At 71.3% G+C, this 21,654-nt stretch carries 26 protein-coding genes; 20 read left to right on the forward strand and 6 right to left on the reverse strand.

Going from position 1 to position 21,654, the window contains the following annotated elements:
• Window positions 1–55 precede the first annotated feature (55 nt).
• Window positions 56–481, forward strand: coding sequence for a hypothetical protein (locus tag ACFWZ5_RS24310; protein ID WP_384794619.1), 426 nt, complete (start codon window positions 56–58; stop codon window positions 479–481).
• 102 nt (window positions 482–583) lie between these two features.
• Window positions 584–1,672: an amidohydrolase family protein gene (locus tag ACFWZ5_RS24315; protein ID WP_384794617.1), complete on the forward strand. Its 1,089-nt coding sequence runs from the start codon at window positions 584–586 to the stop codon at window positions 1,670–1,672.
• A gap of 79 nt (window positions 1,673–1,751) precedes the next feature.
• Here ACFWZ5_RS24315 and ACFWZ5_RS24320 read toward each other — a convergent pair whose 3' ends face one another.
• The 4 genes from ACFWZ5_RS24320 to ACFWZ5_RS24335 all read right to left on the reverse strand — a co-directional run bounded on the left by ACFWZ5_RS24320 (window position 1,752) and on the right by ACFWZ5_RS24335 (window position 5,447).
• Window positions 1,752–2,771 carry a heme A synthase gene (locus ACFWZ5_RS24320; protein ID WP_384794615.1) on the reverse strand — a complete coding sequence of 340 codons (1,020 nt, stop codon included), beginning with the start codon at window positions 2,769–2,771 and terminating at the stop codon, window positions 1,752–1,754.
• A gap of 86 nt (window positions 2,772–2,857) precedes the next feature.
• On the reverse strand, window positions 2,858–3,649 hold the full coding sequence (locus ACFWZ5_RS24325; RefSeq protein WP_384794613.1) for an ABC transporter permease: 792 nt from the start codon (window positions 3,647–3,649) through the stop codon (window positions 2,858–2,860).
• The gene (locus tag ACFWZ5_RS24330) at window positions 3,646–4,572 is read right to left on the reverse strand and encodes an ABC transporter ATP-binding protein (RefSeq protein ID WP_384794611.1); all 927 of its coding nucleotides are present in this window, start codon (window positions 4,570–4,572) and stop codon (window positions 3,646–3,648) included. The genes ACFWZ5_RS24325 and ACFWZ5_RS24330 overlap by 4 nt, the downstream gene beginning before the upstream one ends.
• Window positions 4,573–4,646: 74 nt before the next feature.
• Window positions 4,647–5,447, reverse strand: a complete 801-nt coding sequence (locus tag ACFWZ5_RS24335) for an aminoglycoside N(3)-acetyltransferase (protein ID WP_384794609.1) — start codon at window positions 5,445–5,447, stop codon at window positions 4,647–4,649.
• A gap of 161 nt (window positions 5,448–5,608) precedes the next feature.
• Here ACFWZ5_RS24335 and ACFWZ5_RS24340 point away from each other — a divergent pair, with 161 nt between their 5' ends.
• The 11 genes from ACFWZ5_RS24340 (at window position 5,609) to ACFWZ5_RS24390 (ending at window position 13,650) form a co-directional block, all read left to right on the forward strand.
• Window positions 5,609–6,376 carry a helix-turn-helix transcriptional regulator gene (locus ACFWZ5_RS24340; protein ID WP_384794607.1) on the forward strand — a complete coding sequence of 256 codons (768 nt, stop codon included), beginning with the start codon at window positions 5,609–5,611 and terminating at the stop codon, window positions 6,374–6,376.
• Window positions 6,373–7,794: a Fe-S cluster assembly protein SufB gene (gene sufB / locus ACFWZ5_RS24345; RefSeq protein WP_384794605.1), complete on the forward strand. Its 1,422-nt coding sequence runs from the start codon at window positions 6,373–6,375 to the stop codon at window positions 7,792–7,794. The genes ACFWZ5_RS24340 and sufB overlap by 4 nt, the downstream gene beginning before the upstream one ends.
• Window positions 7,795–7,852: 58 nt before the next feature.
• Complete coding sequence (gene sufD / locus ACFWZ5_RS24350; protein WP_384794603.1) at window positions 7,853–9,037, forward strand: Fe-S cluster assembly protein SufD; 1,185 nt, start codon at window positions 7,853–7,855, stop codon at window positions 9,035–9,037.
• Complete coding sequence (locus tag ACFWZ5_RS24355) at window positions 9,034–9,351, forward strand: bifunctional 3-phenylpropionate/cinnamic acid dioxygenase ferredoxin subunit (protein WP_384794601.1); 318 nt, start codon at window positions 9,034–9,036, stop codon at window positions 9,349–9,351. The genes sufD and ACFWZ5_RS24355 overlap by 4 nt, the downstream gene beginning before the upstream one ends.
• A 7-nt stretch (window positions 9,352–9,358) precedes the next feature.
• Entirely contained in the window at window positions 9,359–10,123 is a 765-nt protein-coding gene (gene sufC / locus ACFWZ5_RS24360) for a Fe-S cluster assembly ATPase SufC (RefSeq protein ID WP_030687197.1), read from the forward strand.
• The gene (locus ACFWZ5_RS24365) at window positions 10,120–11,376 is read left to right on the forward strand and encodes a cysteine desulfurase (protein WP_138959065.1); all 1,257 of its coding nucleotides are present in this window, start codon (window positions 10,120–10,122) and stop codon (window positions 11,374–11,376) included. The genes sufC and ACFWZ5_RS24365 overlap by 4 nt, the downstream gene beginning before the upstream one ends.
• Window positions 11,377–11,393: 17 nt before the next feature.
• Complete coding sequence (gene sufU, locus ACFWZ5_RS24370; RefSeq protein ID WP_384794598.1) at window positions 11,394–11,864, forward strand: Fe-S cluster assembly sulfur transfer protein SufU; 471 nt, start codon at window positions 11,394–11,396, stop codon at window positions 11,862–11,864.
• Window positions 11,861–12,214, forward strand: a complete 354-nt coding sequence (locus ACFWZ5_RS24375) for a metal-sulfur cluster assembly factor (RefSeq protein ID WP_362070620.1) — start codon at window positions 11,861–11,863, stop codon at window positions 12,212–12,214. The genes sufU and ACFWZ5_RS24375 overlap by 4 nt, the downstream gene beginning before the upstream one ends.
• Before the next feature lie 108 nt (window positions 12,215–12,322).
• Window positions 12,323–12,694 (forward strand): VOC family protein, encoded by a 372-nt coding sequence (locus tag ACFWZ5_RS24380; protein ID WP_384794596.1) that lies wholly within the window; start codon window positions 12,323–12,325, stop codon window positions 12,692–12,694.
• A 69-nt stretch (window positions 12,695–12,763) separates the two neighbouring features.
• The gene (locus tag ACFWZ5_RS24385; protein ID WP_384794594.1) at window positions 12,764–13,102 is read left to right on the forward strand and encodes a DMT family transporter; all 339 of its coding nucleotides are present in this window, start codon (window positions 12,764–12,766) and stop codon (window positions 13,100–13,102) included.
• Window positions 13,102–13,650 (forward strand): TetR/AcrR family transcriptional regulator, encoded by a 549-nt coding sequence (locus ACFWZ5_RS24390; protein WP_384794592.1) that lies wholly within the window; start codon window positions 13,102–13,104, stop codon window positions 13,648–13,650. The genes ACFWZ5_RS24385 and ACFWZ5_RS24390 overlap by 1 nt, the downstream gene beginning before the upstream one ends.
• Here the strand turns inward: ACFWZ5_RS24390 and ACFWZ5_RS24395 are convergent, their stop codons facing one another.
• On the reverse strand, window positions 13,651–14,541 hold the full coding sequence (locus tag ACFWZ5_RS24395) for a winged helix-turn-helix transcriptional regulator (protein ID WP_384794590.1): 891 nt from the start codon (window positions 14,539–14,541) through the stop codon (window positions 13,651–13,653).
• Between the two features lie 137 nt (window positions 14,542–14,678).
• Here ACFWZ5_RS24395 and ACFWZ5_RS24400 point away from each other — a divergent pair, with 137 nt between their 5' ends.
• From ACFWZ5_RS24400 to ACFWZ5_RS24420, 5 genes are all read left to right on the forward strand, one after another.
• Entirely contained in the window at window positions 14,679–15,953 is a 1,275-nt protein-coding gene (locus tag ACFWZ5_RS24400; protein WP_384794588.1) for an MFS transporter, read from the forward strand.
• Window positions 15,954–15,987: 34 nt separating this feature from the next.
• On the forward strand, window positions 15,988–16,977 hold the full coding sequence (gene dapD / locus ACFWZ5_RS24405; RefSeq protein ID WP_384794586.1) for a 2,3,4,5-tetrahydropyridine-2,6-dicarboxylate N-succinyltransferase: 990 nt from the start codon (window positions 15,988–15,990) through the stop codon (window positions 16,975–16,977).
• Between the two features lie 121 nt (window positions 16,978–17,098).
• Window positions 17,099–17,653 carry a hypothetical protein gene (locus ACFWZ5_RS24410; protein WP_384794584.1) on the forward strand — a complete coding sequence of 185 codons (555 nt, stop codon included), beginning with the start codon at window positions 17,099–17,101 and terminating at the stop codon, window positions 17,651–17,653.
• 119 nt (window positions 17,654–17,772) lie between these two features.
• Window positions 17,773–18,327 carry a SigE family RNA polymerase sigma factor gene (locus ACFWZ5_RS24415; protein ID WP_384794583.1) on the forward strand — a complete coding sequence of 185 codons (555 nt, stop codon included), beginning with the start codon at window positions 17,773–17,775 and terminating at the stop codon, window positions 18,325–18,327.
• Window positions 18,324–19,637, forward strand: a complete 1,314-nt coding sequence (locus tag ACFWZ5_RS24420) for a WD40 repeat domain-containing protein (RefSeq protein ID WP_384794581.1) — start codon at window positions 18,324–18,326, stop codon at window positions 19,635–19,637. The genes ACFWZ5_RS24415 and ACFWZ5_RS24420 overlap by 4 nt, the downstream gene beginning before the upstream one ends.
• Here the strand turns inward: ACFWZ5_RS24420 and dapA are convergent.
• Complete coding sequence (gene dapA / locus ACFWZ5_RS24425) at window positions 19,624–20,565, reverse strand: 4-hydroxy-tetrahydrodipicolinate synthase (protein WP_384794579.1); 942 nt, start codon at window positions 20,563–20,565, stop codon at window positions 19,624–19,626. The two genes, ACFWZ5_RS24420 and dapA, sit on opposite strands and share 14 nt — an antisense overlap.
• 209 nt (window positions 20,566–20,774) lie before the next feature.
• On the opposite strand from dapA, the gene ACFWZ5_RS24430 reads away from it, so the two are divergent.
• Window positions 20,775–20,930, forward strand: a complete 156-nt coding sequence (locus tag ACFWZ5_RS24430; protein ID WP_384794577.1) for a hypothetical protein — start codon at window positions 20,775–20,777, stop codon at window positions 20,928–20,930.
• Window positions 20,927–21,607: a hypothetical protein gene (locus tag ACFWZ5_RS24435; RefSeq protein ID WP_384794575.1), complete on the forward strand. Its 681-nt coding sequence runs from the start codon at window positions 20,927–20,929 to the stop codon at window positions 21,605–21,607. Before ACFWZ5_RS24430 ends, ACFWZ5_RS24435 begins: the two co-directional genes overlap by 4 nt.
• Window positions 21,608–21,654: the final 47 nt, after the last annotated feature.

Consider the following 21,654-nt stretch of genomic DNA (forward strand, 5'->3'; position numbering starts at 1 on the left):
GACCACGCGCCCCTGGCGTCGCCGAACGATCTACCCGTCGGTAGCATCCTGTGCCATGGCAGACACGGATGAGGTCACGGAGCAGGACGCCGCCACGGGCAAGGACACCGCGGACGTCAAGGACACCACGGCGGCCGAGGACACCGCGGCGGCCAAGGCGGCCAAGGACGCCGCGCGCGCCGACCGCAAGGCCGCCAGGCTGGCCAAGGAGATCACCGCCTTCGCGCGGGCCCACGGCGGCGCCGAGGGCCAGGTCGCCTACATCGGGCAGCGGGGCTCCCGGATCGTCCTCGTCGGCGAGGACGGCGGCTGGGGCGACCTCGTCGCGCCGACCCACGCGATCGCCCTGAGCGCCGTCGACAAGGCCGGGATCACCGTCCACGACGCGTTCGACGGCGACTTCGCGGCCAAGGTGCGGACCGGGCGGTACGAATGGACGCGCATGGCCGGCATCCAGATCGGCGGCCCGAGCAACGACTGACTCGCGCGCGGGGCGGGCACGGAGTGACAAGGTGAGCAACACCTGACGCCAGGGTCACCCGTTAGGGACCGTAGGAGCACGGTCCACCCCAGGGGAGCCAGGATGATCGAAACGCCGTCCCTGGTGGACCAGCACTGCCACGGCATCCTGCGCACGGAGCTCGGCCTCGGCACCTTCGAGGCCCACCTCGGCCGGGGCGAGGGCCCGCCCGCGCCCGGCACCACCTTCTTCGACACCCAGACCGGCTTCGCCGTACGCCGCTGGTGCCCGCCGCTGCTCGGGCTCGAACCGCACTGCCCGCCCGCCCGCTACCTCGCCCGCCGCCGTGAACTCGGCGTCCTGGAAGCCGGGCGCCGCCTGCTGCGCGGCACCGGCATCACCACCTACCTCGTCGACACCGGCCTGCCCGGCGACCTGACGGGCCCCGGCGAGCTGGCCACCACCGGCGCCGCGGAAGCCCACGAGATCGTCCGCCTGGAGTTACTGGCCGAGCAGGTCGCCGACACCTCCGGCACCGTCGACTCGTTCCTCGCCAACCTGGCCGAGTCCGTGCACGGGGCCGCGGCCGGAGCCGTCGCGTTCACCTCGGTCGCGGGCGTGCGCCAGGACCGGCCGCTGCCGCCCGAGCCGCCGGGCCCCGGCGAGGTGCGGGGCGCCGCGGGCCGCTGGCTCGCGGGCCGTCAGGTGGGCGGCGAACTCGCCGATCCGCTGCTGTTGCGGCATCTGCTGTGGATCGCCGTCGCCTCGGGGCTGCCGCTCCAGCTGCACACCGGCGCCGCCGACCCGCAGTGCTCCTTCGGCGCGTTCGCGCGCGCCACGGCCGGACTCGGCACCGACCTGGTCCTCCTGCACGGCTACCCGCACCACCGCGCGGCGGCCCACCTCGCGGGCGTCTTCCCGCACGTGTACGCGGACCTGGGCCCCGCGCTCGTGCGCACCGGAGCGCGGGCGGCGGCCGTCCTCGCGGAGATCCTGGAACTCGCCCCGTTCGGCAAGCTCCTCTTCTCCAGCGGCGCGCACGGGCTGCCCGAACTGCACGTGGTCGGCGCACACCTGTTCCGCGAGGCGCTGGGGCGCGTCCTCGGGACCTGGGTCGCCGAGGGTGCCTGGTCGCTGAGGGACGCGCAGCGGGTGGCGGGGATGATCGCGGCGGGGAACGCGCGGCGGGTCTACGGGCTGGCCGACGGGTGAGGGCTTACGGATAACGGCTTACAGATTGTGAAATCTGTAAGCCGTTATCCGTAAGCCAGGGTTCAGCACCCGGCGCTGCTCAGACCGAGGACAGCTCCGCGCTGCCCTGCGCCGGCACTCCCGGCACGGTCGTCGGCCGCTCGCGCAGCGAAAGGACGACACGGAGCACCGCGATCCACACCAGGCACGAGCCGAGCATGTGCACGCCCACCAGGATCTCGGGCACGTCCGTGAAGTACTGGACGTAGCCGAGGACCCCCTGCGAGAGCAGGATCAGGAAGAGGTCGCGGGTGCGGGCCAGCGGGCCGCGGGGGGCGTCGACCGCCTTCAGGACGAACCACAGGGCGAACGTCAGCGTGACCACGATCCACGCGACGACGGCGTGCAGCTTGGCGACGGACTCCCAGTCGAGGCCGATCGCGTCCACCTTCATGCGGGGCACGTCGCTGGAGTCGCCCGCGTGCTTGCCGGAGCCGGTCACGACCGTGCCGACCGCGATCAGCAGGACGGTGGCCGCGACCAGCGACCAGACGAGCTGCCGCACCGCCTTGCCGACCCGGGGGCGCGGCTCCGCGTCGCCCTCGCGGGTGCGCTGCCACATGGCCGTGGCGACCGCGATCAGGGCGGTGGTGAGCAGGAAGTGCGCCGCGACCGTGTACGGGTTCAGACCCGCCCAGACGACGATGCCGCCGAGCACCGCGTTGCCCATGACGATCCAGAACTGCGCCCAGCCGTACCGGGTCAGGCTGTGCCGCTGCGGCTTGGACGACCGCGCGGCGATGATGGCCCAGCCGATGACCCCGCACAGCACGTACGTCAGCATGCGGTTGCCGAACTCGATCACACCGTGCAGGCCCATCTCGCGGGTGGCGGTGAGCGAGTCCTCCGTGCAGGAGGGCCAGGTCGGGCAGCCGAGGCCGGAGCCGGTCAGGCGGACCGCGCCGCCGGTGACGACGATGGCCACCGCCATCACGAGGCAGGCGAGGGTCGCGCGCTGGACGGTCCGCGGTGTCGGGGTCCAGCGTGCGGCGATGAAGGCGAGCGGGTTGCGCACGAACGAGGCGTCGTCGGCTCGGGTCTCTTTGGGCACGGGCCCCATCGTAGGGGGCCGCTTGTGCACGGCTTCACGAGGGGGACGTATCCGCTCCAATTGTGATGCCGGTTACTCCCGTTGCCCCTGGCGGGTCACTCCCAGCGGAAGAACCGCGCCGCCGCCCCGAGCCCGAGCACCGACCACACCGCGAGGATCCCGAGGTCGCCCCACGGCATCGACGCGCCGTCCTGGAGGACGTCCCGCAGGCCGTCGGAGAGCGCCGAGATGGGCAGCAGGGCGAGCGCCGACTCGACGCCGCCGGGGAACTTGTCGAGCGGCACGATGACGCCGCCGCCGACGAGGAGCAGCAGGAAGACCAGGTTCGCCGCGGCCAGGGTCGCCTCGGCCTTGAGGGTGCCGGCCATGAGCAGGCCGAGCCCTGAGAAGGCCGCCGTGCCGAGGACGAGCAGCAGGAGGACGGCGAGCGGGTTGCCGTGCGGCGACCAGCCGAGCGCGAAGGCGATGGCGGTGAGGAGCGCGATCTGCAGGACCTCGGTGACCAGGACCGACAGGGTCTTGGCGGTCATCAGGCCCCAGCGGGGCAGGGGAGAGGCGCCGAGCCGCTTCAGGACGCCGTAGCGCCGCTCGAAGCCGGTGGCGATGGCCTGTCCGGTGAAGGCCGTGGACATGACCGCGAGCGCGAGGACGCCGGGGGTGAGGAAGTCCACGGCGTCGCCCTCGCCGGTGTCGACGATGTCGACGGCGCTGAACAGGACGAGGATCAGCGTGGGGATGACGACGGTGAGCAGCAGCTGTTCGCCGTTGCGCAGCAGCATCTTCGTCTCGAGGGCGGCCTGCGCGGCGATCATGCGGGGGAGCGGGGCGGCGCCCGGCTTCGGGGCGTACGTCCCCGGCGTGCGCGAGGTGTCGGTGGTGCTTGTCATGACCGCAGCTCCTTGCCCGTGAGCTCGAGGAAGACGTCCTCCAGGGTGTGCCGTTCGACGGAGATCCGGTCCGGCATGACGCCGTGCTGGGCGCACCAGGAGGTGACGGTGGCCAGCAGCTGCGGGTCGACGGTGCCGCTGACGCGGTAGGCGCCTGGGGTGATCTCGGCGGCGGCGGAGTCCGGCGGCAGGGCCTTGAGGAGGGAGCCGACGTCGAGTCCGGGGCGGCCGGTGAAGCGCAGGGTGTTCTCGGCGCCGCCGCGGCACAGCGCTTCGGGGCTGTCCTGGGCGATGACCTTGCCCGCGTCGATGATGGCGACGTCGTCGGCGAGCTCTTCGGCCTCGTCCATGTGGTGGGTCGTGAGGATCACGGAGACGCCGTCGGTGCGCAGGTCGCGGACCAGGCTCCAGGTGGCGCGGCGGGCCTGTGGGTCGAGGCCCGCGGTGGGTTCGTCGAGGAAGACGAGTTCGGGGCGGCCGACCACGGCCATGGCGAGCGCGAGGCGCTGCTGCTGGCCGCCGGAGAGGCGGCGGTAGGTGGTGCGGCCGCAGGAGTCGAGGCCGAGGCGCTCGATGAGGGCGTCGACGTCGAGGGGGTGCGCGTGCAGCTTGGCGACGTGGCGCAGCATCTCGTCGGCGCGGGCGCCGGAGTAGACGCCGCCGGACTGCAGCATCACGCCGATGCGCGGCCGCAGCCGGTCCCCCTGCGTGACCGGGTCGAGGCCGAGGACGCGGACGGAGCCGGCGTCGGGCCTGCGGTAGCCCTCGCAGGTCTCGATGGTGGTGGTCTTGCCGGCGCCGTTCGGGCCGAGCACGGCGGTCACCGTGCCGGCGCGGACGTCCAGGTCGAGGCCGTCCACCGCGGTCTTCGTCCCGTACCGCTTGACCAGGCCGTGGACCTGGACGACGGACTCAATTCCCATGACGGGAAGTCTAGAGAGGGCGGGAAGGCCCCGGACCCCCGGCCCCGAAGCGCTCCGCGGGGCCGGGGGCGCGCTCAGGGCGTGCGCGGCCGGTGCTTGGGGAGCCACTCCTCGGCGTACGCGACCGCTTCGGGAAGCGAGAAGAGCCGGGCCGTGGCGGCGCCGACGGAGCCCCGCGTCACCGGGCGCTCCTGCTCGAAGGCGGCGCCGAGCTCGCCGAAGCGCTCCTCGGTGATGTCGGTGTCGCGCACCGTCATCCAGCGGCGCCCCTCGTCCGTCATGACCGCGAAGGAGTTCTCGACCGTGGGCGCGGGCAGGCGGTACTCGGCCAGGTGGAAGGCCGTGCAGGACTCGAAGCCCGCCCCCAGGAGCAGCACCTTCGCGCCCGCCTCCTCCAGGCGGGCCAGCGGGCTGCGCTCGCCGAGCCGGCAGTCCAGGGCGTGCCTGGCCATCAGCTCCGCCGCCCGCGGGCCGACGGCCGCGAACGACGTCTGCGGGTGCCCGCTGCGGACGGCGCCGGGCCAGGTGCGCACCGTCTCCGGGACCACGCCGAGGCCGCGGATGCGTGCGGTGCGCGGGTCGTACGCCGGCATGGAGTCACGGATGACGGGCCACCACTCCTCGGGCACGGGAGGGTGCTGCCACTCCGAGGGGTCGGAGTTGTCCGATGAGTGCGTGGGGACCACCAGGGTGCCCTCGTCCCCCAGCGCGTCGAGCAGCGCGAGGACGAGCGCTTCAGCACCTCCGCAGACCCAGCCGAGGGAGCTGAGCGAGGTGTGGACCAGGAGCGTTTCACCGGGTACGCCGAGGGCGCGCAGCTCGTCCGCGAGCGTGGCGCGCGTACATAAAGGACCGGTCAGAGGGGGTGTCGCCATGCTGGCGAAGTGTTCAGGAAAGCGTTCGGCGATGCCACTGATTTGCCCGGTCGATGATCGTTTTCGCAGGTCAGCTTAGGTGAACCTAAGTGACGCATGGCACCGGACGGTGATCCAGATGCGGGTTGTCAGGCTCTGAAGAATTACGCAACAATGGCGTTGTGAAAAACGTTGGCGAGGCTCGGGAGACCCCCACGGGGACCCCCCAGGACGAGCTCGCGACCGGTGAGCGTTCCACGCGGAACCGAGTCGCGCGCTCCATCCTGGACCACGGCCCGTCCACCGTCGCCGACCTCGCGGGCCGCCTCGGCCTGACCCAGGCCGCCGTCCGCCGCCACCTGGACGCCCTGGTCCACGAGAACGTGGTCGAGCCGCGCGAGCAGCGCGTCTACGGCGCCCGCTCCCGCGGCCGCCCCGCGAAGGTCTTCGCGCTCACCGACTGCGGCCGGGACGCCTTCGACCAGTCGTACGACGCCCTCGCCGCCGACGCCCTGCGCTGGATCGCCGAGCGGCACGGCGAGGAGGCGGTCGCCGAATTCGCCCGCGCCCGCATCGCCGAGCAGGCCAAGGCGTACCGCGCGGCGATCGACGCGGCCCCCCCGGAGCAGCGCACACAGGCGCTGGCGAAGGCATTGACCGCGGACGGGTACGCTGCTACGGCGCGCAGCGCGCCCCGCCCCGGCAAGGGCGAGCAGCTCTGTCAGCACCACTGCCCGGTCGCCCACGTCGCCGAGCAGTATCCACAGCTGTGCGAGGCGGAGACGGAGATCTTCTCCAGGCTGCTCGGGACGCACGTCCAGCGGCTCGCCACCATCGCCCATGGTGACGGCGTCTGCACGACGTTCATCCCGCGCGGCGACATCCCGCACAGCACCCCACAGACCACCAACCACGCATCAGCAAGCACGGCCGGGAGGAACCCCGCATGACTCTCCCCACGGAGACTGCCCACCCTGAGCTCGAGGGCCTGGGCAACTACGAGTACGGCTGGGCCGACTCCGACGAGGCCGGTGCCGCTGCCAAGCGCGGTCTGAACGAGGACGTCGTCCGCGACATCTCGGACAAGAAGTCCGAGCCGGAGTGGATGACCAAGCTCCGCCTGAAGGGCCTGAAGCTCTTCGAGAAGAAGCCCATGCCGAACTGGGGCTCGGACCTGTCGGGCATCGACTTCGACAACATCAAGTACTTCGTGCGGTCCACCGAGAAGCAGGCCGAGTCCTGGGAGGACCTGCCGGAGGACATCAAGAACACGTACGACAAGCTCGGCATCCCCGAGGCGGAGAAGCAGCGCCTGGTCGCCGGCGTCGCCGCGCAGTACGAGTCCGAGGTCGTCTACCACCAGATCCGTGAGGACCTGGAGGAGCAGGGCGTCATCTTCCTGGACACCGACACGGCCCTGAAGGAGCACCCGGAGCTCTTCAAGGAGTACTTCGGCACGGTCATCCCGGCCGGCGACAACAAGTTCGCCGCGCTGAACACGGCCGTGTGGTCCGGCGGATCGTTCATCTACGTCCCCAAGGGCGTGCACGTCGAGATCCCGCTCCAGGCCTACTTCCGCATCAACACGGAGAACATGGGCCAGTTCGAGCGGACGCTGATCATCGTCGACGAGGACGCCTACGTCCACTACGTCGAGGGCTGCACGGCCCCGATCTACAAGTCGGACTCGCTGCACTCCGCCGTCGTCGAGATCATCGTCAAGAAGGGCGGCCGCTGCCGCTACACGACGATCCAGAACTGGTCGAACAACGTCTACAACCTGGTCACCAAGCGCGCCGTGGCCTACGAGGGCGCGACCATGGAGTGGATCGACGGCAACATCGGCTCCAAGGTGACGATGAAGTACCCGGCCGTCTACCTGATGGGCGAGCACGCCAAGGGCGAGACCCTGTCCATCGCCTTCGCGGGCGAGGGCCAGCACCAGGACGCCGGCGCCAAGATGGTCCACATGGCGCCCAACACGTCCTCCAACATCGTCTCCAAGTCGGTGGCGCGCGGCGGCGGCCGCACGTCGTACCGCGGCCTGATCGAGATCGGCGAGGGCGCCCCGGGCGCGAAGTCGAACGTCCTCTGTGACGCCCTGCTCGTCGACACGATCTCCCGCTCGGACACGTACCCCTACGTGGACGTCCGCGAGGACGACGTGTCCATGGGCCACGAGGCCACCGTCTCCAAGGTCTCCGAGGACCAGCTCTTCTACCTGATGAGCCGCGGCCTCACCGAGTTCGAGGCGATGGCCATGATCGTGCGCGGCTTCGTCGAGCCGATCGCCAAGGAGCTGCCCATGGAGTACGCCCTGGAGCTCAACCGGCTGATCGAGCTGCAGATGGAGGGGGCCGTCGGCTAAGGCCGGGCCACTTCCGCAGCCACCACTTCTTACGCAGAGAGAGAGCACGACGACAGCCATGGCTGAGGCTCAGAACATCCCGGTGGGGTCGACCACCGCCGGATCCATCGCGGTGGCCGCCGAGTCCACCGTCGCCACCCGCATGAGCGCGCCCCCGTCCTTCGACGTGGCGGACTTCCCGGTGCCGCACGGCCGCGAGGAGGAGTGGCGGTTCACTCCGCTGGAGCGCCTGCGCGGGCTGCACGACGGCACGGCGGCCGCCACCGGTGAGGGCGTGCAGGTCCAGGTGGAGGCCCCCGAGGGCGTCACCGTCGAGACCGTCGGCCGTGACGACGCGCGGCTCGGCAAGGCGGGCACCCCGGTGGACCGCGTCGCCGCGCAGGCGTACTCCGCCTTCGAGAAGGCCTCGGTCGTGACCGTCCCCAAGGAGACGGTCCTCAGCGACCCGATCCGCATCACCGTGCACGGCGAGGGCGGCACCGCCTTCGGCCACCAGGTCATCGAGCTGGGCGCGTTCGCCGAGGCCGTCGTCGTCATCGACCACTCCGGCGACGCCGTCCTGGCCGCCAACGTCGACTACGTCCTCGGTGACGGCGCCAAGCTGACCGTCGTCTCCGTCCAGGACTGGGACGACAAGGCCGTGCACGTCGCGCAGCACAACGCGCTCGTCGGCCGGGACGCCTCGTTCAAGTCCGTCGTCGTGACCTTCGGCGGCGACGTCGTCCGCATCCACCCGCGCGTGCAGTACGCGGGCACCGGCGGCGAGGCCGAGCTGTTCGGCCTGTACTTCACGGACGCGGGCCAGCACCAGGAGCACCGCCTCCTGGTCGACCACAACGTCCCGCACTGCAAGTCCAACGTCGTCTACAAGGGCGCGCTCCAGGGCGAGGCCGCGCACGCCGTGTGGATCGGCGACGTCCTCATCGAGGCCAAGGCCGAGGGCACGGACACGTACGAGATGAACCGCAACCTGGTCCTGACGGACGGCGCCCGCGTCGACTCCGTGCCGAACCTGGAGATCGAGACCGGCGAGATCGTCGGCGCCGGTCACGCGTCCGCGACCGGCCGCTTCGACGACGAGCAGCTGTTCTACCTGATGGCCCGCGGCATCCCGCAGCACGAGGCGCGCCGCCTGGTGGTCCGCGGCTTCTTCGCCGAGCTGGTCCAGCAGATCGGTGTCCCGGACATCGAGGAGCGGCTCATCGCGAAGATCGAAGAGGAGCTGGAGGCGTCCGTCGCATGACGTACGTACGCGCCTGTGGGCTGAGCGAGCTGGAGGAGGACACCCCGAAGCGGGTGGAACTCGACGGCACGCCGGTCTCGGTCGTCCACACCGAGGGCGAGGTGTACGCGATTTACGACATCTGCTCGCACGCGAACGTCTCCCTCTCCGAGGGCGAGGTGGAGGACTGCCAGATCGAGTGCTGGCTGCACGGCTCCAGCTTCGACCTCCGCACCGGCAAGCCGTCCGGCCTTCCCGCGACGCGCCCCGTCCCCGTTTACCCCGTAAAGATCGAAGGGGACGACGTGCTCGTCTCCCTCTCCCAGGAGTCCTGAGGCACCCATGGCAACGCTTGAAATCCGCGACCTGCACGTGACCGTCGAGGTCGAGAACGGCACCAAGGAAATCCTCAAGGGTGTCGACCTGACCGTGAAGCAGGGCGAGACGCACGCCATCATGGGCCCGAACGGCTCCGGCAAGTCGACCCTCGCCTACTCCATCGCGGGCCACCCGAAGTACACGATCACGCAGGGCACCGTCACCCTCGACGGCGAGGACGTCCTGGCGATGGAGGTCGACGAGCGTGCCCGTGCGGGCATGTTCCTCGCCATGCAGTACCCCGTCGAGGTCCCCGGCGTCTCCGTCTCCAACTTCCTGCGTACGTCGGCGACGGCGATCCGCGGCGAGGCCCCCAAGCTGCGCACGTGGGTGAAGGAGGTCAAGGAGTCGATGGCCGGGCTCCAGATGGACCCGTCCTTCGCCGAGCGCAACGTGAACGAGGGCTTCTCCGGCGGTGAGAAGAAGCGCCACGAGATCCTGCAGATGGAGCTCCTCAAGCCGAAGATCGCGATCCTCGACGAGACCGACTCCGGCCTGGACGTCGACGCGCTGCGCGTCGTCTCCGAGGGCGTCAACCGCGTCCGTGACACGGGCGAGGTGGGCACCCTGCTCATCACGCACTACACGCGCATCCTGCGCTACATCAAGCCCGACTTCGTCCACGTGTTCGCCAACGGGCGCATCGCCGAGTCCGGCGGCCCCGAGCTCGCCGACAAGCTGGAGAACGAGGGCTACGAGGCGTACGTGAAGGGAGGCGCGTCCGCGTGACACAGCTGCCGGGCCTCCTCGACACCGAGGCGCTCCGCAAGGACTTCCCGATCCTGGAGCGCTCGCTCCACGACGGCAAGAAGCTCGTCTATCTGGACAACGCGGCCACGTCCCAGACCCCGCGCCAGGTCATCGACGTACTCAGCGAGTACTACGAGCAGCACAACGCCAACGTCCACCGCGGCGTGCACGTCCTCGCCGAGGAGGCCACGGCGCTGTACGAGGGCGCCCGTGACAAGGTCGCCGCGTTCATCAACGCGCCGAGCCGCGACGAGGTGATCTTCACCAAGAACGCCTCGGAGTCGCTCAACCTCGTGGCCAACATGCTCGGCTGGGCCGACGAGCCCTACCGCGTGGACCACGACACCGAGATCGTCATCACGGAGATGGAGCACCACTCCAACATCGTGCCGTGGCAGCTGCTCTCGCAGCGCACGGGCGCGAAGCTGAAGTGGTTCGGCCTCACCGACGACGGCCGGCTCGACCTGTCGAACATCGAAGAGGTCATCACGGAGAAGACGAAGATCGTCTCCTTCGTCCTGGTCTCCAACATCCTGGGCACGGTCAACCCGGTCGAGGCGATCGTGCGCCGCGCCCAGGAGGTCGGCGCGCTCGTCCTGATCGACGCCTCCCAGGCCGCGCCGCACATGCCGCTGGACGTACAGGCCCTCCAGGCCGACTTCGTGGCCTTCACCGGCCACAAGATGTGCGGTCCGACGGGCATCGGCGTGCTGTGGGGCCGCCAGGAGCTCCTGGAGGACCTGCCTCCGTTCCTCGGCGGCGGCGAGATGATCGAGACGGTGTCCATGCACTCCTCGACCTACGCCCCCGCGCCGCACAAGTTCGAGGCGGGTACGCCCCCGATCGCGCAGGCCGTCGGCCTCGGCGCGGCCGTGGACTACCTCACGGCCATCGGCATGGACAAGATCGAGCGGCACGAGCACGCGATCACCGAGTACGCGGTGAAGCGCCTGCTCGAGGTCCCGGACCTGAAGATCATCGGCCCGTCCACGGCCGAGGACCGGGGCGCCGCGATCTCCTTCACGCTCGGCGACATCCACCCGCACGACGTGGGCCAGGTCCTCGACGAGCAGGGCATCGCGGTCCGGGTGGGCCACCACTGCGCCCGCCCCGTGTGCCTGCGGTACGGAATTCCCGCGACCACGCGAGCGTCGTTCTATCTGTACTCCACGCCCGGCGAGATCGACGCCCTCGTCGACGGCCTGGAGCACGTACGGAACTTCTTCGGCTGAGGGGCTGGCTGGGAATCGTGAAGCTGGATTCGATGTACCAGGACGTGATCCTGGACCACTACAAGCATCCGCACGGGCGCGGTCTGCGCGACGGCGATGCCGAGGTGCACCACGTCAATCCGACGTGCGGCGACGAGATCACGCTGCGCGTGAAGTACGACGGCTCGCGCATCGAGGACGTCAGCTACGAGGGCCAGGGCTGCTCCATCAGCCAGGCCAGCGCGTCCGTCCTCAACGACCTGCTCGTCGGCAAGGACCTCGCCGAGGCGCAGAAGATCCAGGCCGTGTTCCTGGAGCTGATGCAGTCCAAGGGCAGGCTGGAGCCGGACGACGCGATGGAGGAGGTCCTGGAGGACGCGGTCGCGTTCGCCGGTGTCTCCAAGTACCCCGCCCGCGTGAAGTGTGCTCTGCTGAGCTGGATGGCGTGGAAGGACGCGACGGCGCAGGCACTGGGTGCCGACGTCGACGCGGAAAGGAAGACGGCATGAGCGAGAACACTGTGACTTCTGGAGAGGGCCTGACGACGAAGCCCGCGTCCGAGGAAGAGGTCCGCGAGGCGCTGTACGACGTCGTCGACCCCGAGCTGGGCATCGACGTCGTCAACCTCGGCCTGATCTACGGCATCCACATCGACGACGCCAACATCGCCACGATCGACATGACGCTCACCTCGGCGGCCTGCCCGCTGACCGACGTCATCGAGGACCAGGCGAAGTCCGCCACGGACGGCATCGTCAACGAGCTCCGGATCAACTGGGTCTGGATGCCGCCGTGGGGCCCCGACAAGATCACGGACGACGGCCGGGAGCAGCTGCGGGCGCTCGGGTTCAACGTCTGACCCGACGTCCGAGCGGTCCGGGAAGCCTCTGACCGGCCCGGGACCTCCGGGACCTCCGGGACACATATTCCGTCGCGACGGCCATGCCCGCCAGGCACACTGGCGCGCATGGCCGTTTCGCTGCACCACATCGTCATCGACGCCCACGACCTGTCCGGCCTCGCCCGCTTCTGGTGCCGGGTGCTCGACTGGCGGGTGCTGTCCGAGCGCGAGCGTGAAGTCGTCATCGGGACCGACGAGTTCGCGCCGACGGGCATCTGCTTCATGCCGAGCCCCGACGGGAAGACCGTGAAGAACCGCCTGCACCTCGACCTCGCCCCCGACGACCAGGACGCCGAGGTGGCGCGGCTGCTCGCGCTCGGGGCGCGCCGCGTGGACGTGGGGCAGCGGGCCGACGCGGGGTGGGTGGTCCTGGCCGACCCCGAGGGGAACGAGTTCTGCGTGCTGCGGCCGAAGAGGTCGCTCATCGCCTTCCGTTAGCGCAGACCGACGCTGCTCGACTGAGCCCCGAATCCGTCGGGCCCTCGTTGTGTACGCGCGTACGCAACGATGTGTACACTCGTACGTATGGGATACGGACTGCTGGCCGCGGCCATCGCGGCGGAGGTGGCCGGGACGACGGCCATGAAGTACAGCGACGGGTTCAGCAAGCTGTGGCCCTCGCTGATCACCGTCACCGGGTATCTGCTGGCCTTCGCGCTGCTCGCGCAGACGCTCAAGACCTTGTCCGTGGGGACCGCGTACGCGATCTGGGCGGGCATCGGGACGGCCGCCGTGGCCGCCATCGGGATGGTGTTCCTGGGGGAGTCGGCGAGCCTGGTCAAGGTCTCGGGGATCGTGCTCGTCATCGCGGGCGTCGTCGTGCTGAATCTGGGCGGGGCCCACTGATGGTGCGGCGGTACGACCCCGAGCGGCGGCAGCGGATCATCGACGCGGCGATCCGGGTGGTGGGCGCGAAGGGCATCGCGGGGCTCAGTCACCGGTCCGTCGCCGCCGAGGCCGATGTGCCGCTCGGGTCCATGACGTACCACTTCAAGACCCTCGACGAGCTGATGATCGCCGCCCTGCGGCAGGCCAACGAGGCGTACGCGAAGTCGGCCGACGACAGCGGCCTGCTGCGGGACCCCGACGCCGACCTCGCCGAGGAGCTCGCCGCGCTGCTCGGGGAGTGGCTCGTCGGGCGGCGCCAGAGCGTGGAGCTGGAGTACGAGCTGTATCTGGCCGCCCTGCGCAGGCCCGCGCTGCGGCCGGTCGCGGCCGAGTGGTGCGAGGGCCTCATGGCGCTGCTCCGTCAGCACACCGACGCCGCCACCGCGCGCGGGATCAGCGCGCTGATGGACGGCATCTGCCTGCAGGTGCTGCTCCACGGGGACGCGTACGACCCCCACTACGCGCGGGAGATGTTCGCGCGGCTCGTCGACGCCGCGCGCGGCTGATCAACTCCCCGCGCCCGACAGGCGCTCGACCACGTCCAGGGCCTCGTCGACGGCGGCGGTGATGTCGGTGACGGGGTACTGCACGTGCCGCACCACGCGCTCGGCGTCCACGACGAGCGTCAGCCGCTTGAGCCGGCTCACGCCCGCCGCGCGGAACGTCGGCAGGCGAAGCGCCGCCGCCAGGGCCAGGTCCGCGTCCGACAGGAGCGGGAAGCGGAGCCCCTCCTTGGCGGCGAACGCCCGCTGCTCGTCCGGGCGTTGGGTGGACACGCCGCGCACGGCCGCGCCCGCCGCGGTGAACTCGGCGAGCCGGTCGCGGTACGTGCACGACTCCAGCGTGCAGCCCGGTGCGCCCGGGATCGTCGCCCAGCCGGGCGGATAGGCGTCCTTGCGGGCGTACGCGCCCGGGAAGCAGTACAGGACCGTGTACGCCGCGTCCGCCACCGGGTCGCTCGACGTGCCGTCGTCCGCGAGCAGCCGCAGCTCCGGCACGCGCGTGCCCAGGAGCTCATGGACCCGCTGTGCCTCCCGCGAGGCCTGAGTCGTCGCCGTCGCCGTCATCTCTCCGTCTCCCAACACCCAGGTGTCCCCCCAGTCCTGGAGAGCGATCAGGACCGGCAGCAGGGCGCGGCCGCGCGCCGTGAGCCGGTACTCGTGGCGCGGCGGGCGGTCCTGGTACGGCACCCGGGCCAGCACGTCCGCGTCCACGAGGAGGCGCAGGCGCTCCGCCAACACCTTCCGGGACAGGCCGAGTTCGTGCTGGAGCTCGTCGAAGCGGTGCACCCCGCGGGCCGCGTCGCGCACGATCAGCAGGGTCCACCAGTCGCCGACGACGTCCAGGGCCTGCGCGATGGCGCAGTGGGCGTCGCCGAGGCTCGTCCGGCGTGGCATGTCCCTCACACTCTCCCCGGGTCGATGGGGCGTTGACCCGGAGCTTCGCATGCTGCCATAGTCCGTTCCCAAAAGGAACTCACTCGGAAATCAGAAACTCAGGAACTCGGAAACTCACCGGGTCTTGCGGGGGTGGCATGCTGCGCGGGCTGCGCGACGTACCGAGGACCGTGCGGCTGCTCGCCGCCGGCCAGTTCTTCAACATGGTGGTGGCCTTCACCTTCGTGTACTTCTTCGTGTACCTGACGGACGAGCGCGGTCTGTCCGTCGCGCAGGCGGGGCTGATCAGCGGCATCGGGGGCGCGGGGCAGGTCGCGGGGAACTTCACGGGCGGCTGGTTCGGCGACAATTCCCCAAGCTCTCGGCTTCGCTCGAGCAGGGGAGGCCCCATTGGCCACCGCCGCGTGCTGCTCATCGGCTCGCTGGTCAGCGGGGCGGGCGTGCTGGCCCTGCCGGTCCTGCCGGTCGCGCTGCTGTACGTCGTGCCGGTCCTGAGCCAGTACGCGGGCGGCTGCGTGCGCGCCGCCAACGGCGCGCTCGTCGCGGTGACGGTGCCGGACGGGGCCCGGCGCCAGGGCTTCGCGGTGATGCGGTTCGCGGCCAACGCGGGCTTCACCGCGGGCCCGCCCCTGGGCGCGCTGCTCATCGCCCACTTCTCGTACGGCGTCCTGTTCGTCGTCGACGGGATCGGCACGCTCGTCTTCGCCGCGTACGCCGCGCGCGTGCTGCCCGCGCACGCGGCCGGACGCACCACCGAGGGCGGCGCCCCGGACGGGCCCGGGGTGCTCGCGTGCCTGCGGCAGCGGCCCACCGTCGTGCTGCTGCTCGCCGCGATCCTCGTCACCGACCTCGTCTACCGGCAGCAGTACTCGACGCTGCCCGCGGACCTCGACCGGCACGGCCTCGGCACCGGCGTCTACGGCTGGCTCCTCGCGATCAACGGCGGGCTCATCCTGCTGCTCGAACTGCCGGTGACCGTGGCGCTGCGGGGGCGGGCGCCGCTGCGGATCGTCGGCGGGGGCGTGCTGCTCGTCGGGGCCGGGTACGGGGTGCTCGCCCTCGGGACGGGCCTCGGCACCGCCGTCGCCATGATGCTGCTGCTCACCGCCGGGGAGGTGCTCTACAAGACGCCTGCCACGGCGTACGTGGCCGACAGCGCGCCCGCCCACGCCCAGGGGCGGTTCCAGAGCCTGTACTCGGGGGTCTCGGTGAGCGGCGTCGTGCTCTCCGCCCCGCTGGGCGGTGCGCTGTACACCGTGGCGCCGGGGGCGCTGTGGCCGGTGTGCGCGGTGCTCGCGGGCGCGGCCGGGGTGCTGCTCCTGGGGGCGGGGCGGGCGTCCCGACCAGGGGAGCCCGGTGCCGGGGCGGCGGTCCGGCGCCCGGCACACGAGACGTCCACCCCCACCGGTTAGCCTCCGCGCCCCCGCCCCGGTTAGGTTTTCACCCATGACCGATACGACTGCTTCCCGCACCACCGGAGCCGTGGCCTCCGGCCTTGCCACCCTCGCCGCCGACGGCACCGTTCTCGACACCTGGTTCCCCGCGCCCGAGCTCGTCGCCGAGCCGGGGCCCTCGGGGAGCGAGCGGCTGAGCGCCGAGCGTGCCGTGGAGCTGCTCGGTGCGGGCGCCGCCAAGGCGATCGGCCCGGACGCCCGCCGCGGCGTGGAGGTCGTCGCCGTCCGCACGGTCATCGCGGCCCTCGACGAGAAGCCGCTGGACGCGCACGACGTCTACCTGCGCCTGCACCTGCTCAGCCACCGCCTGGTCAAGCCGCACGGCGCGAACCTCGACGGCATGTTCGGCTTCCTCGCCAACGTCGCCTGGACCTCGCTCGGCCCGGTCGCCGTCGACGACCTGGAGACGGTGCGCCTCAACGCCCGCGCGGAGGGCCTGCACCTGGCGGTGACCTCCGTCGACAAGTTCCCGCGCATGACGGACTACGTCGCCCCCAAGGGCGTACGCATCGGCGACGCCGACCGCGTGCGCCTCGGCGCGCACCTCGCCGAGGGCACGACCGTCATGCACGAGGGCTTCGTGAACTTCAACGCCGGCACCTTGGGCACCTCGATGGTCGAGGGCCGGATCTCCGCCGGTGTCGTCGTCGGCGACGGCTCCGACATCGGCGGCGGCGCGTCCACCATGGGCACGCTGTCCGGCGGCGGCAACGTCCGCATCGTCATCGGTGAGCGCTGCCTCATCGGCGCCGAGGCCGGTGTCGGCATCGCCCTCGGCGACGAGTGCGTCGTCGAGGCGGGGCTGTACGTCACGGCCGGTACGCGGGTGACGATGCCCGACGGGCAGATCGTCAAGGCGCGTGAGCTGTCCGGGGCGTCGAACATTCTGTTCCGGCGTAATTCTGTTACCGGGGCGGTTGAGGCGCGGCCGAACAATGCGGTGTGGGGTGGACTGAACGACGTGTTGCACAGTCACAACTGAGTGGTTCATGGGGTGCGGAGTGGAACTGCGGGTCCGTTGTGGCTGGGCGCGCAGTTCCCCGCGCCCCTTCGGGGCGCGCACGTATGCTGCCCGGGTCGCAGAAGTGATCAGGGAGGGTGACATGCGCAAGGCAGCAGTGGGGGCGATGGCCGTCGCGTTGCTCGTGGGGTTCGGAGGCGGGGGTGCCGAAGCCCGTGAGGCGACGGGTGGGCATCACTACAAGCTTCAGCACTCCGACATCCACTGGAGTGGGTCGCCGACTCCTTACGAGTCCCAGGTGAAGCTGGCGGACGGCCGTCGCGTGGCCATGCACTACCTGAAGAAGAAGGGGCTCTACGTCCAGGACTACAGCCCCAAGGCGCGCGGCTGGTCCAAGCCCAAGGCCGTCTACCGCACCAAGACCGACGTCTGCCAGGGCATCACGCTCAAGGCCAGGAACGGCACCGTCGCGGCGATCGCCGACTGGGGCGTCTACTGCTACGACGGCGAGCCCCCGCAGGAGTCGATCGCCGCGGTCGCCACCGGGCGCCTGACCAAGTGGGACCGCCACCTCACCAAGGGCTTCGACGGCTGGACGAAGGCCGACATCTCCGCGTCCGGGAAGACGGTCACGTTCAAGCACCACGCGGACCGCCTGAAGTGGACCAAGGCCCACGGCTTCCCCCGCAAGGGCTGATCACCTCAGTCGCATTTTTTCTCAGGACCCGCGTCGCGCCACAGGCATAGCGACGCGGGTCCACGCACGTCATCCACGGCAGAGGGGGCAGCAGGGCCGCCGGAGAAGAGAAGGTGACGATGGATGCCGAGAGCCAGGAACGCTTCCGGGAGTTCGTGGAGAGCCGGTCGTCGGCGCTGTTGAGGACCGCCGTCCTGCTCAGCGGCGGAGACCGGCACGCGGGCGAGGACCTGCTGCAGAACGCCCTGGTCAAGGCCGCGGGACGGTGGAGCAGGATCGAGGACCCGGAGGCGTACGTCCGGCAGGTGCTCTATCGGCAGCAGGTCAGCAGGTGGCGGCTGAAGTGGCCGCGGCGCGAGGTCGCCGTCGCCGAGCCGCCCGAGCGGCCCGGTGACGACGGCGTGGGCGGGGCCGAACTGCGGATCGTGATGCGGGGCGCGCTCGCCCGCCTCACGCCGCGCCAGCGCTCCGTGCTCGTGCTCCGGTACTTCGAGGATCTTCCCGAGGCCGACGTGGCCCGGATCCTCGGCTGCACCGTCGGCACGGTCCGCAGCACCACGCACCGCTCGCTCGCCCGGCTGCGCGCGCTCGCGCCGGAGCTCGCGGCGCTCGGCCCGGCCTTCGCCGAGGCCCCGCCGTCCCGTGACATCTCGCCTGTGGAGGTACGTCCGTGAATGTTGAGCAATTGGTGCGCGATGCGCTCCAGGAAGAAGCCGCGGAAGGCGGCCCGGCGCGGGCAGACCTCGCCGACCGCGTCCTCGCCGCGCGGCGGCGCCGTACGGTGGGCGCCCTCGCGGGCGGCGCGGTGGCGACGGCCGCCGCGGTCGCCCTCGCCCTGGTGGTCGTGCCCGGCGACGCCGGGCAGGAGACGGCGACCCCGGCCAGCGAGTCGCTGACCAGCGACGTCATCGGCCACCCGGACCAGTCGCCGCCGCGCGACCTGATCGCCGCCGGAAACACCGCGATGTCCGGGTACTTCACGATCAGGACCGAGAAGCAGTCCAACGGCGACGAGGTCCTCAAGCGCCGCTACACGCTCCTGGACCAGAAGACCGGGAAGTACGAGAAGGCCGACGCGAAGTGGGCCTGGGTCGACGTCGCCCCCGGCATGCGCACCGCCGCCGTCCTGGAGGGCGAACTGCCCGCCCGGCGCATCGGCCTCCTCGACCTCATGACCGGCGAGGTGGAGCGCTGGATCACGGTGCAGAAGCCGGTGGCGGGCGTCGAGTGGTCACCCGACGGCAAGCGGCTCGTGGCGACCGCGTACAGCAAGGACCCGGACCGCTTCCTGGCGCCGCCCAAGAACTACCCCAAGGGCCCGACGCTCCACCACGGCAGCCGCACCGGGTTCTACATCATCGACGCGGGCTCCGGCGAGGTCGGCCCCTTCCGCGACCTGCGGCAGCCGCAGCCCAAGAAGGGGCACTACTTCCAAGGAAATTCGCGTGAGGACCTCGACTGGTCCCCTGACGGCACGAAGATCTACACGGACGGGGACGCGGAGGGCGGGACCGAGGTCACGTACGCCCGGGAACGCGGCATCACGGACGGCAAGGCGGTCCCGGACGGCGACGTCAGGGACACGGAGGACGCCTCGGAGCCGGCCGGCCAGAGCCGCTACTGGTACACCCTCGACGGCAAGAAGACCAAGACGCCCGCGGAATGGCAGTTTGCGGGCTGGCCCCAGGCCGGGCTCTCGCCCGACGGCGTTCACATCGCCGCCGACGAGGACTCCGAGGGTTCGGTGATCCTCGACCCGAAGACCGGCAGGGTGATCGCCAGGGTCCCCGGCATGGAGCAGCTCGCCTGGGCCGACAACAAGCGGCTGATCGCCTGGGGCTGCGCCACCAAGTGCAAGAGCGAGTTCGGTAGCCAGCTCATCCTGGTCAGCCTGAACAGCGACAAGGTCGTGCCCCTGAGCGGCCATCTCAAGCCGTCCGCCGACTCCCCCCGCCGCTGGACGCCGCTGCTCACCGCGCGCTGAGCACGCCCGTCCCGCTGCCCTCGAACTCGCCGCCCACGAGCCCGTCGTAGGCGGTGAGCAGCCCGTCGACTGCCTCCCGGTCGGCGGGCCGCAGCGGTGCGCGGACCGGGCCCGCGGGCAGCCCGGCCGCGTTGAGCAGGGCCTTCGCGGTCACCGTGCCGGGCAGGCCGGAGGCCATCATCAGCTCGATGAGCGGCGTGACATGCAGCTGCTCGTCGGCGGCCCCCTCGGTGTCGCCCGCGTCGAACGCGTCGAGCATCGCCCGGAACCGGCGCGGCACGACGTTCGCGACCGTGCTGACGCAGCCCGCGCCGCCGAGGGCGTACAGCGGAAGCGCGTACTCGTCGCAGCCCGCGTAGTACGCGAGGTGCGTGCCCGCCATCACCTTCGCGGTGCCGAGCATGTCGTACGCGCAGTCCTTCACCGCCACGATCCGCGGGTGCTCCGCGAGCCGCAGCATCGTCTCCGGCTCGATGCGGGTGCCCGTGCGGCCCGGGATGTCGTACAGCATCACGGGCAGGCCGCAGGCGTCGGCGACCGCGCGGAAGTGCTCCTCGACCGCGTCCTGCGGCGGCTTGCTGTAGTACGGCGTGACGGTCAGCAGGCCGTCCGCGCCCGCCTTCCGGGCCTGGAGGGCGAGCTCGACCGCGTGCCGTGTGTCGTTGCTGCCGACGCCCGCGACGACCTTGGCGCGGCCCTCGACCGCCTCGCGCACGGCGCGCACGAGCGCCGACTTCTCCGCGTCGGACGTGGTCGGGGACTCGCCCGTGGTGCCGGAGAGGACGAGCCCCTCGCAGCCCTCCGCGACCAGGTGGTCGGCGAGCCGCTGCGCACCGTCGAGGTCGAGCCCGCCGTCCTCCGTGAACGGGGTGACCATCGCGCACAGAACGCGGCCGAAGGGGGAGCGTGGAGCGGGAAACTGGATCATAGAGCCAGTCTCGGCGTGGCGGCTGTGAAGCTCCACTTAAATCTTCTACGAGGTACTGCGCAGTACTGCTTCGAGGTGTGCCCCCGAGTGCTGCTTCGAAGTGCTTCTTCGAGGTGTGAGGCACCGGTGCCAACTTGCCCCGGAATACGTCACCATGGCGGAAGCCGGTGAACGCGGCAGTGGACACTTCAACGCGTACAGGAGGCACCATGAGGCTGGGCAAGGCACTCGCCACCGGAATCGCCGAGGAAGAGCCCCGCGAGGACGCGACCGTCGCGGCGATCGCGGACGCGGCACAGGAAGTCGCCCCGGACATCGATGAGTTGGCGCCCGCCGCCCCGGTCGAGGTGCCCGCGGGCCGATGAGGCTCCGGCTTCCCACGGAGCGCCCGCAGCAGCCGCCGACGGGGTACAAGGTCGCCCACCCGGTGCTGTCCCAGGACGGCACCCGGGCCGGGTTCACCGGCATCTCGCTCGGCGGCTCCCTGCCGTACGGCGCGCTCGACGAGGCCCGCTGCGCCTACGGCCGGCGGCACCGCGCCCCGCACCGGCGCTGCGACTGCGGCTTCCACTGCGTGCACGCGCGCGCCGACGCCGAGGGCCTGCTGTGCACCGCGGAGCACCGGGCGGCGGCGCTCCTCGAAGTGGCGGTGCTCGGCGCGTACATCCGCTTCGAACGGGGCTTCCGGTACGCCCGCCAGCGCGTGCGGACGGCGACCGTGGGGCCCTGTGGCTGCGGCGCCGCCGCGACCCGGCTCGCCGACGCCGGGTGGGGCAGGCCGGGCTGGCGCGCCCTGGAAGGGGTGTGCGGCGGGTGCGGGCGGGGGAGCGGGCGCGTCGCGGTGCCGCTCGGGCGGTTCGCCGGCGTGGCGGGCGAGGGGCTGCGGGTGACGGCGGCCCCCGCGGTGTCCGGCGCACCGGCCGCTCCCGGCTCCGTGCCCGGGGGCCTCGGGCTGCCGGAGCTCACCGCGGAGGTGGCGCTCCTGCAGGCCAGACTCGACTGGTTCCAGAGCGAGTTGGGGCGGCTGCGGGGGCCGGGGTAGACGGGGGACCCGGTGCCGCGGTCCGGCACGTGCCGACGCCGCCGCGT

The sequence above is a fragment of the Streptomyces sp. NPDC059003 genome (assembly GCF_042740445.1).
In the GTDB taxonomy this organism is placed as follows: Bacteria; Actinomycetota; Actinomycetes; order Streptomycetales; family Streptomycetaceae; genus Streptomyces.

Excerpts from the sequence above, each read along its gene's own strand:
- ACFWZ5_RS24310 (WP_384794619.1), top strand. The coding sequence starts at position 56 with ATGGCAGACACGGATGAGGTCACGGAGCAGGACGCCGCCACGGGCAAG.
- ACFWZ5_RS24315 (WP_384794617.1), top strand. The coding sequence starts at position 584 with ATGATCGAAACGCCGTCCCTGGTGGACCAGCACTGCCACGGCATCCTG.
- ACFWZ5_RS24320 (WP_384794615.1), bottom strand. The coding sequence starts at position 2,771 with ATGGGGCCCGTGCCCAAAGAGACCCGAGCCGACGACGCCTCGTTCGTG.
- ACFWZ5_RS24325 (WP_384794613.1), bottom strand. The coding sequence starts at position 3,649 with ATGACAAGCACCACCGACACCTCGCGCACGCCGGGGACGTACGCCCCG.
- ACFWZ5_RS24330 (WP_384794611.1), bottom strand. The coding sequence starts at position 4,572 with ATGGGAATTGAGTCCGTCGTCCAGGTCCACGGCCTGGTCAAGCGGTAC.
- ACFWZ5_RS24335 (WP_384794609.1), bottom strand. The coding sequence starts at position 5,447 with ATGGCGACACCCCCTCTGACCGGTCCTTTATGTACGCGCGCCACGCTC.
- sufB (WP_384794605.1), top strand. The coding sequence starts at position 6,373 with ATGACTCTCCCCACGGAGACTGCCCACCCTGAGCTCGAGGGCCTGGGC.
- sufD (WP_384794603.1), top strand. The coding sequence starts at position 7,853 with ATGGCTGAGGCTCAGAACATCCCGGTGGGGTCGACCACCGCCGGATCC.
- ACFWZ5_RS24355 (WP_384794601.1), top strand. The coding sequence starts at position 9,034 with ATGACGTACGTACGCGCCTGTGGGCTGAGCGAGCTGGAGGAGGACACC.
- sufC (WP_030687197.1), top strand. The coding sequence starts at position 9,359 with ATGGCAACGCTTGAAATCCGCGACCTGCACGTGACCGTCGAGGTCGAG.
- ACFWZ5_RS24375 (WP_362070620.1), top strand. The coding sequence starts at position 11,861 with ATGAGCGAGAACACTGTGACTTCTGGAGAGGGCCTGACGACGAAGCCC.
- ACFWZ5_RS24380 (WP_384794596.1), top strand. The coding sequence starts at position 12,323 with ATGGCCGTTTCGCTGCACCACATCGTCATCGACGCCCACGACCTGTCC.
- ACFWZ5_RS24385 (WP_384794594.1), top strand. The coding sequence starts at position 12,764 with ATGTGTACACTCGTACGTATGGGATACGGACTGCTGGCCGCGGCCATC.
- ACFWZ5_RS24390 (WP_384794592.1), top strand. The coding sequence starts at position 13,102 with ATGGTGCGGCGGTACGACCCCGAGCGGCGGCAGCGGATCATCGACGCG.
- ACFWZ5_RS24395 (WP_384794590.1), bottom strand. The coding sequence starts at position 14,541 with ATGCCACGCCGGACGAGCCTCGGCGACGCCCACTGCGCCATCGCGCAG.
- ACFWZ5_RS24400 (WP_384794588.1), top strand. The coding sequence starts at position 14,679 with ATGCTGCGCGGGCTGCGCGACGTACCGAGGACCGTGCGGCTGCTCGCC.
- dapD (WP_384794586.1), top strand. The coding sequence starts at position 15,988 with ATGACCGATACGACTGCTTCCCGCACCACCGGAGCCGTGGCCTCCGGC.
- ACFWZ5_RS24410 (WP_384794584.1), top strand. The coding sequence starts at position 17,099 with ATGCGCAAGGCAGCAGTGGGGGCGATGGCCGTCGCGTTGCTCGTGGGG.
- ACFWZ5_RS24415 (WP_384794583.1), top strand. The coding sequence starts at position 17,773 with ATGGATGCCGAGAGCCAGGAACGCTTCCGGGAGTTCGTGGAGAGCCGG.
- dapA (WP_384794579.1), bottom strand. The coding sequence starts at position 20,565 with ATGATCCAGTTTCCCGCTCCACGCTCCCCCTTCGGCCGCGTTCTGTGC.
- ACFWZ5_RS24430 (WP_384794577.1), top strand. The coding sequence starts at position 20,775 with ATGAGGCTGGGCAAGGCACTCGCCACCGGAATCGCCGAGGAAGAGCCC.
- ACFWZ5_RS24435 (WP_384794575.1), top strand. The coding sequence starts at position 20,927 with ATGAGGCTCCGGCTTCCCACGGAGCGCCCGCAGCAGCCGCCGACGGGG.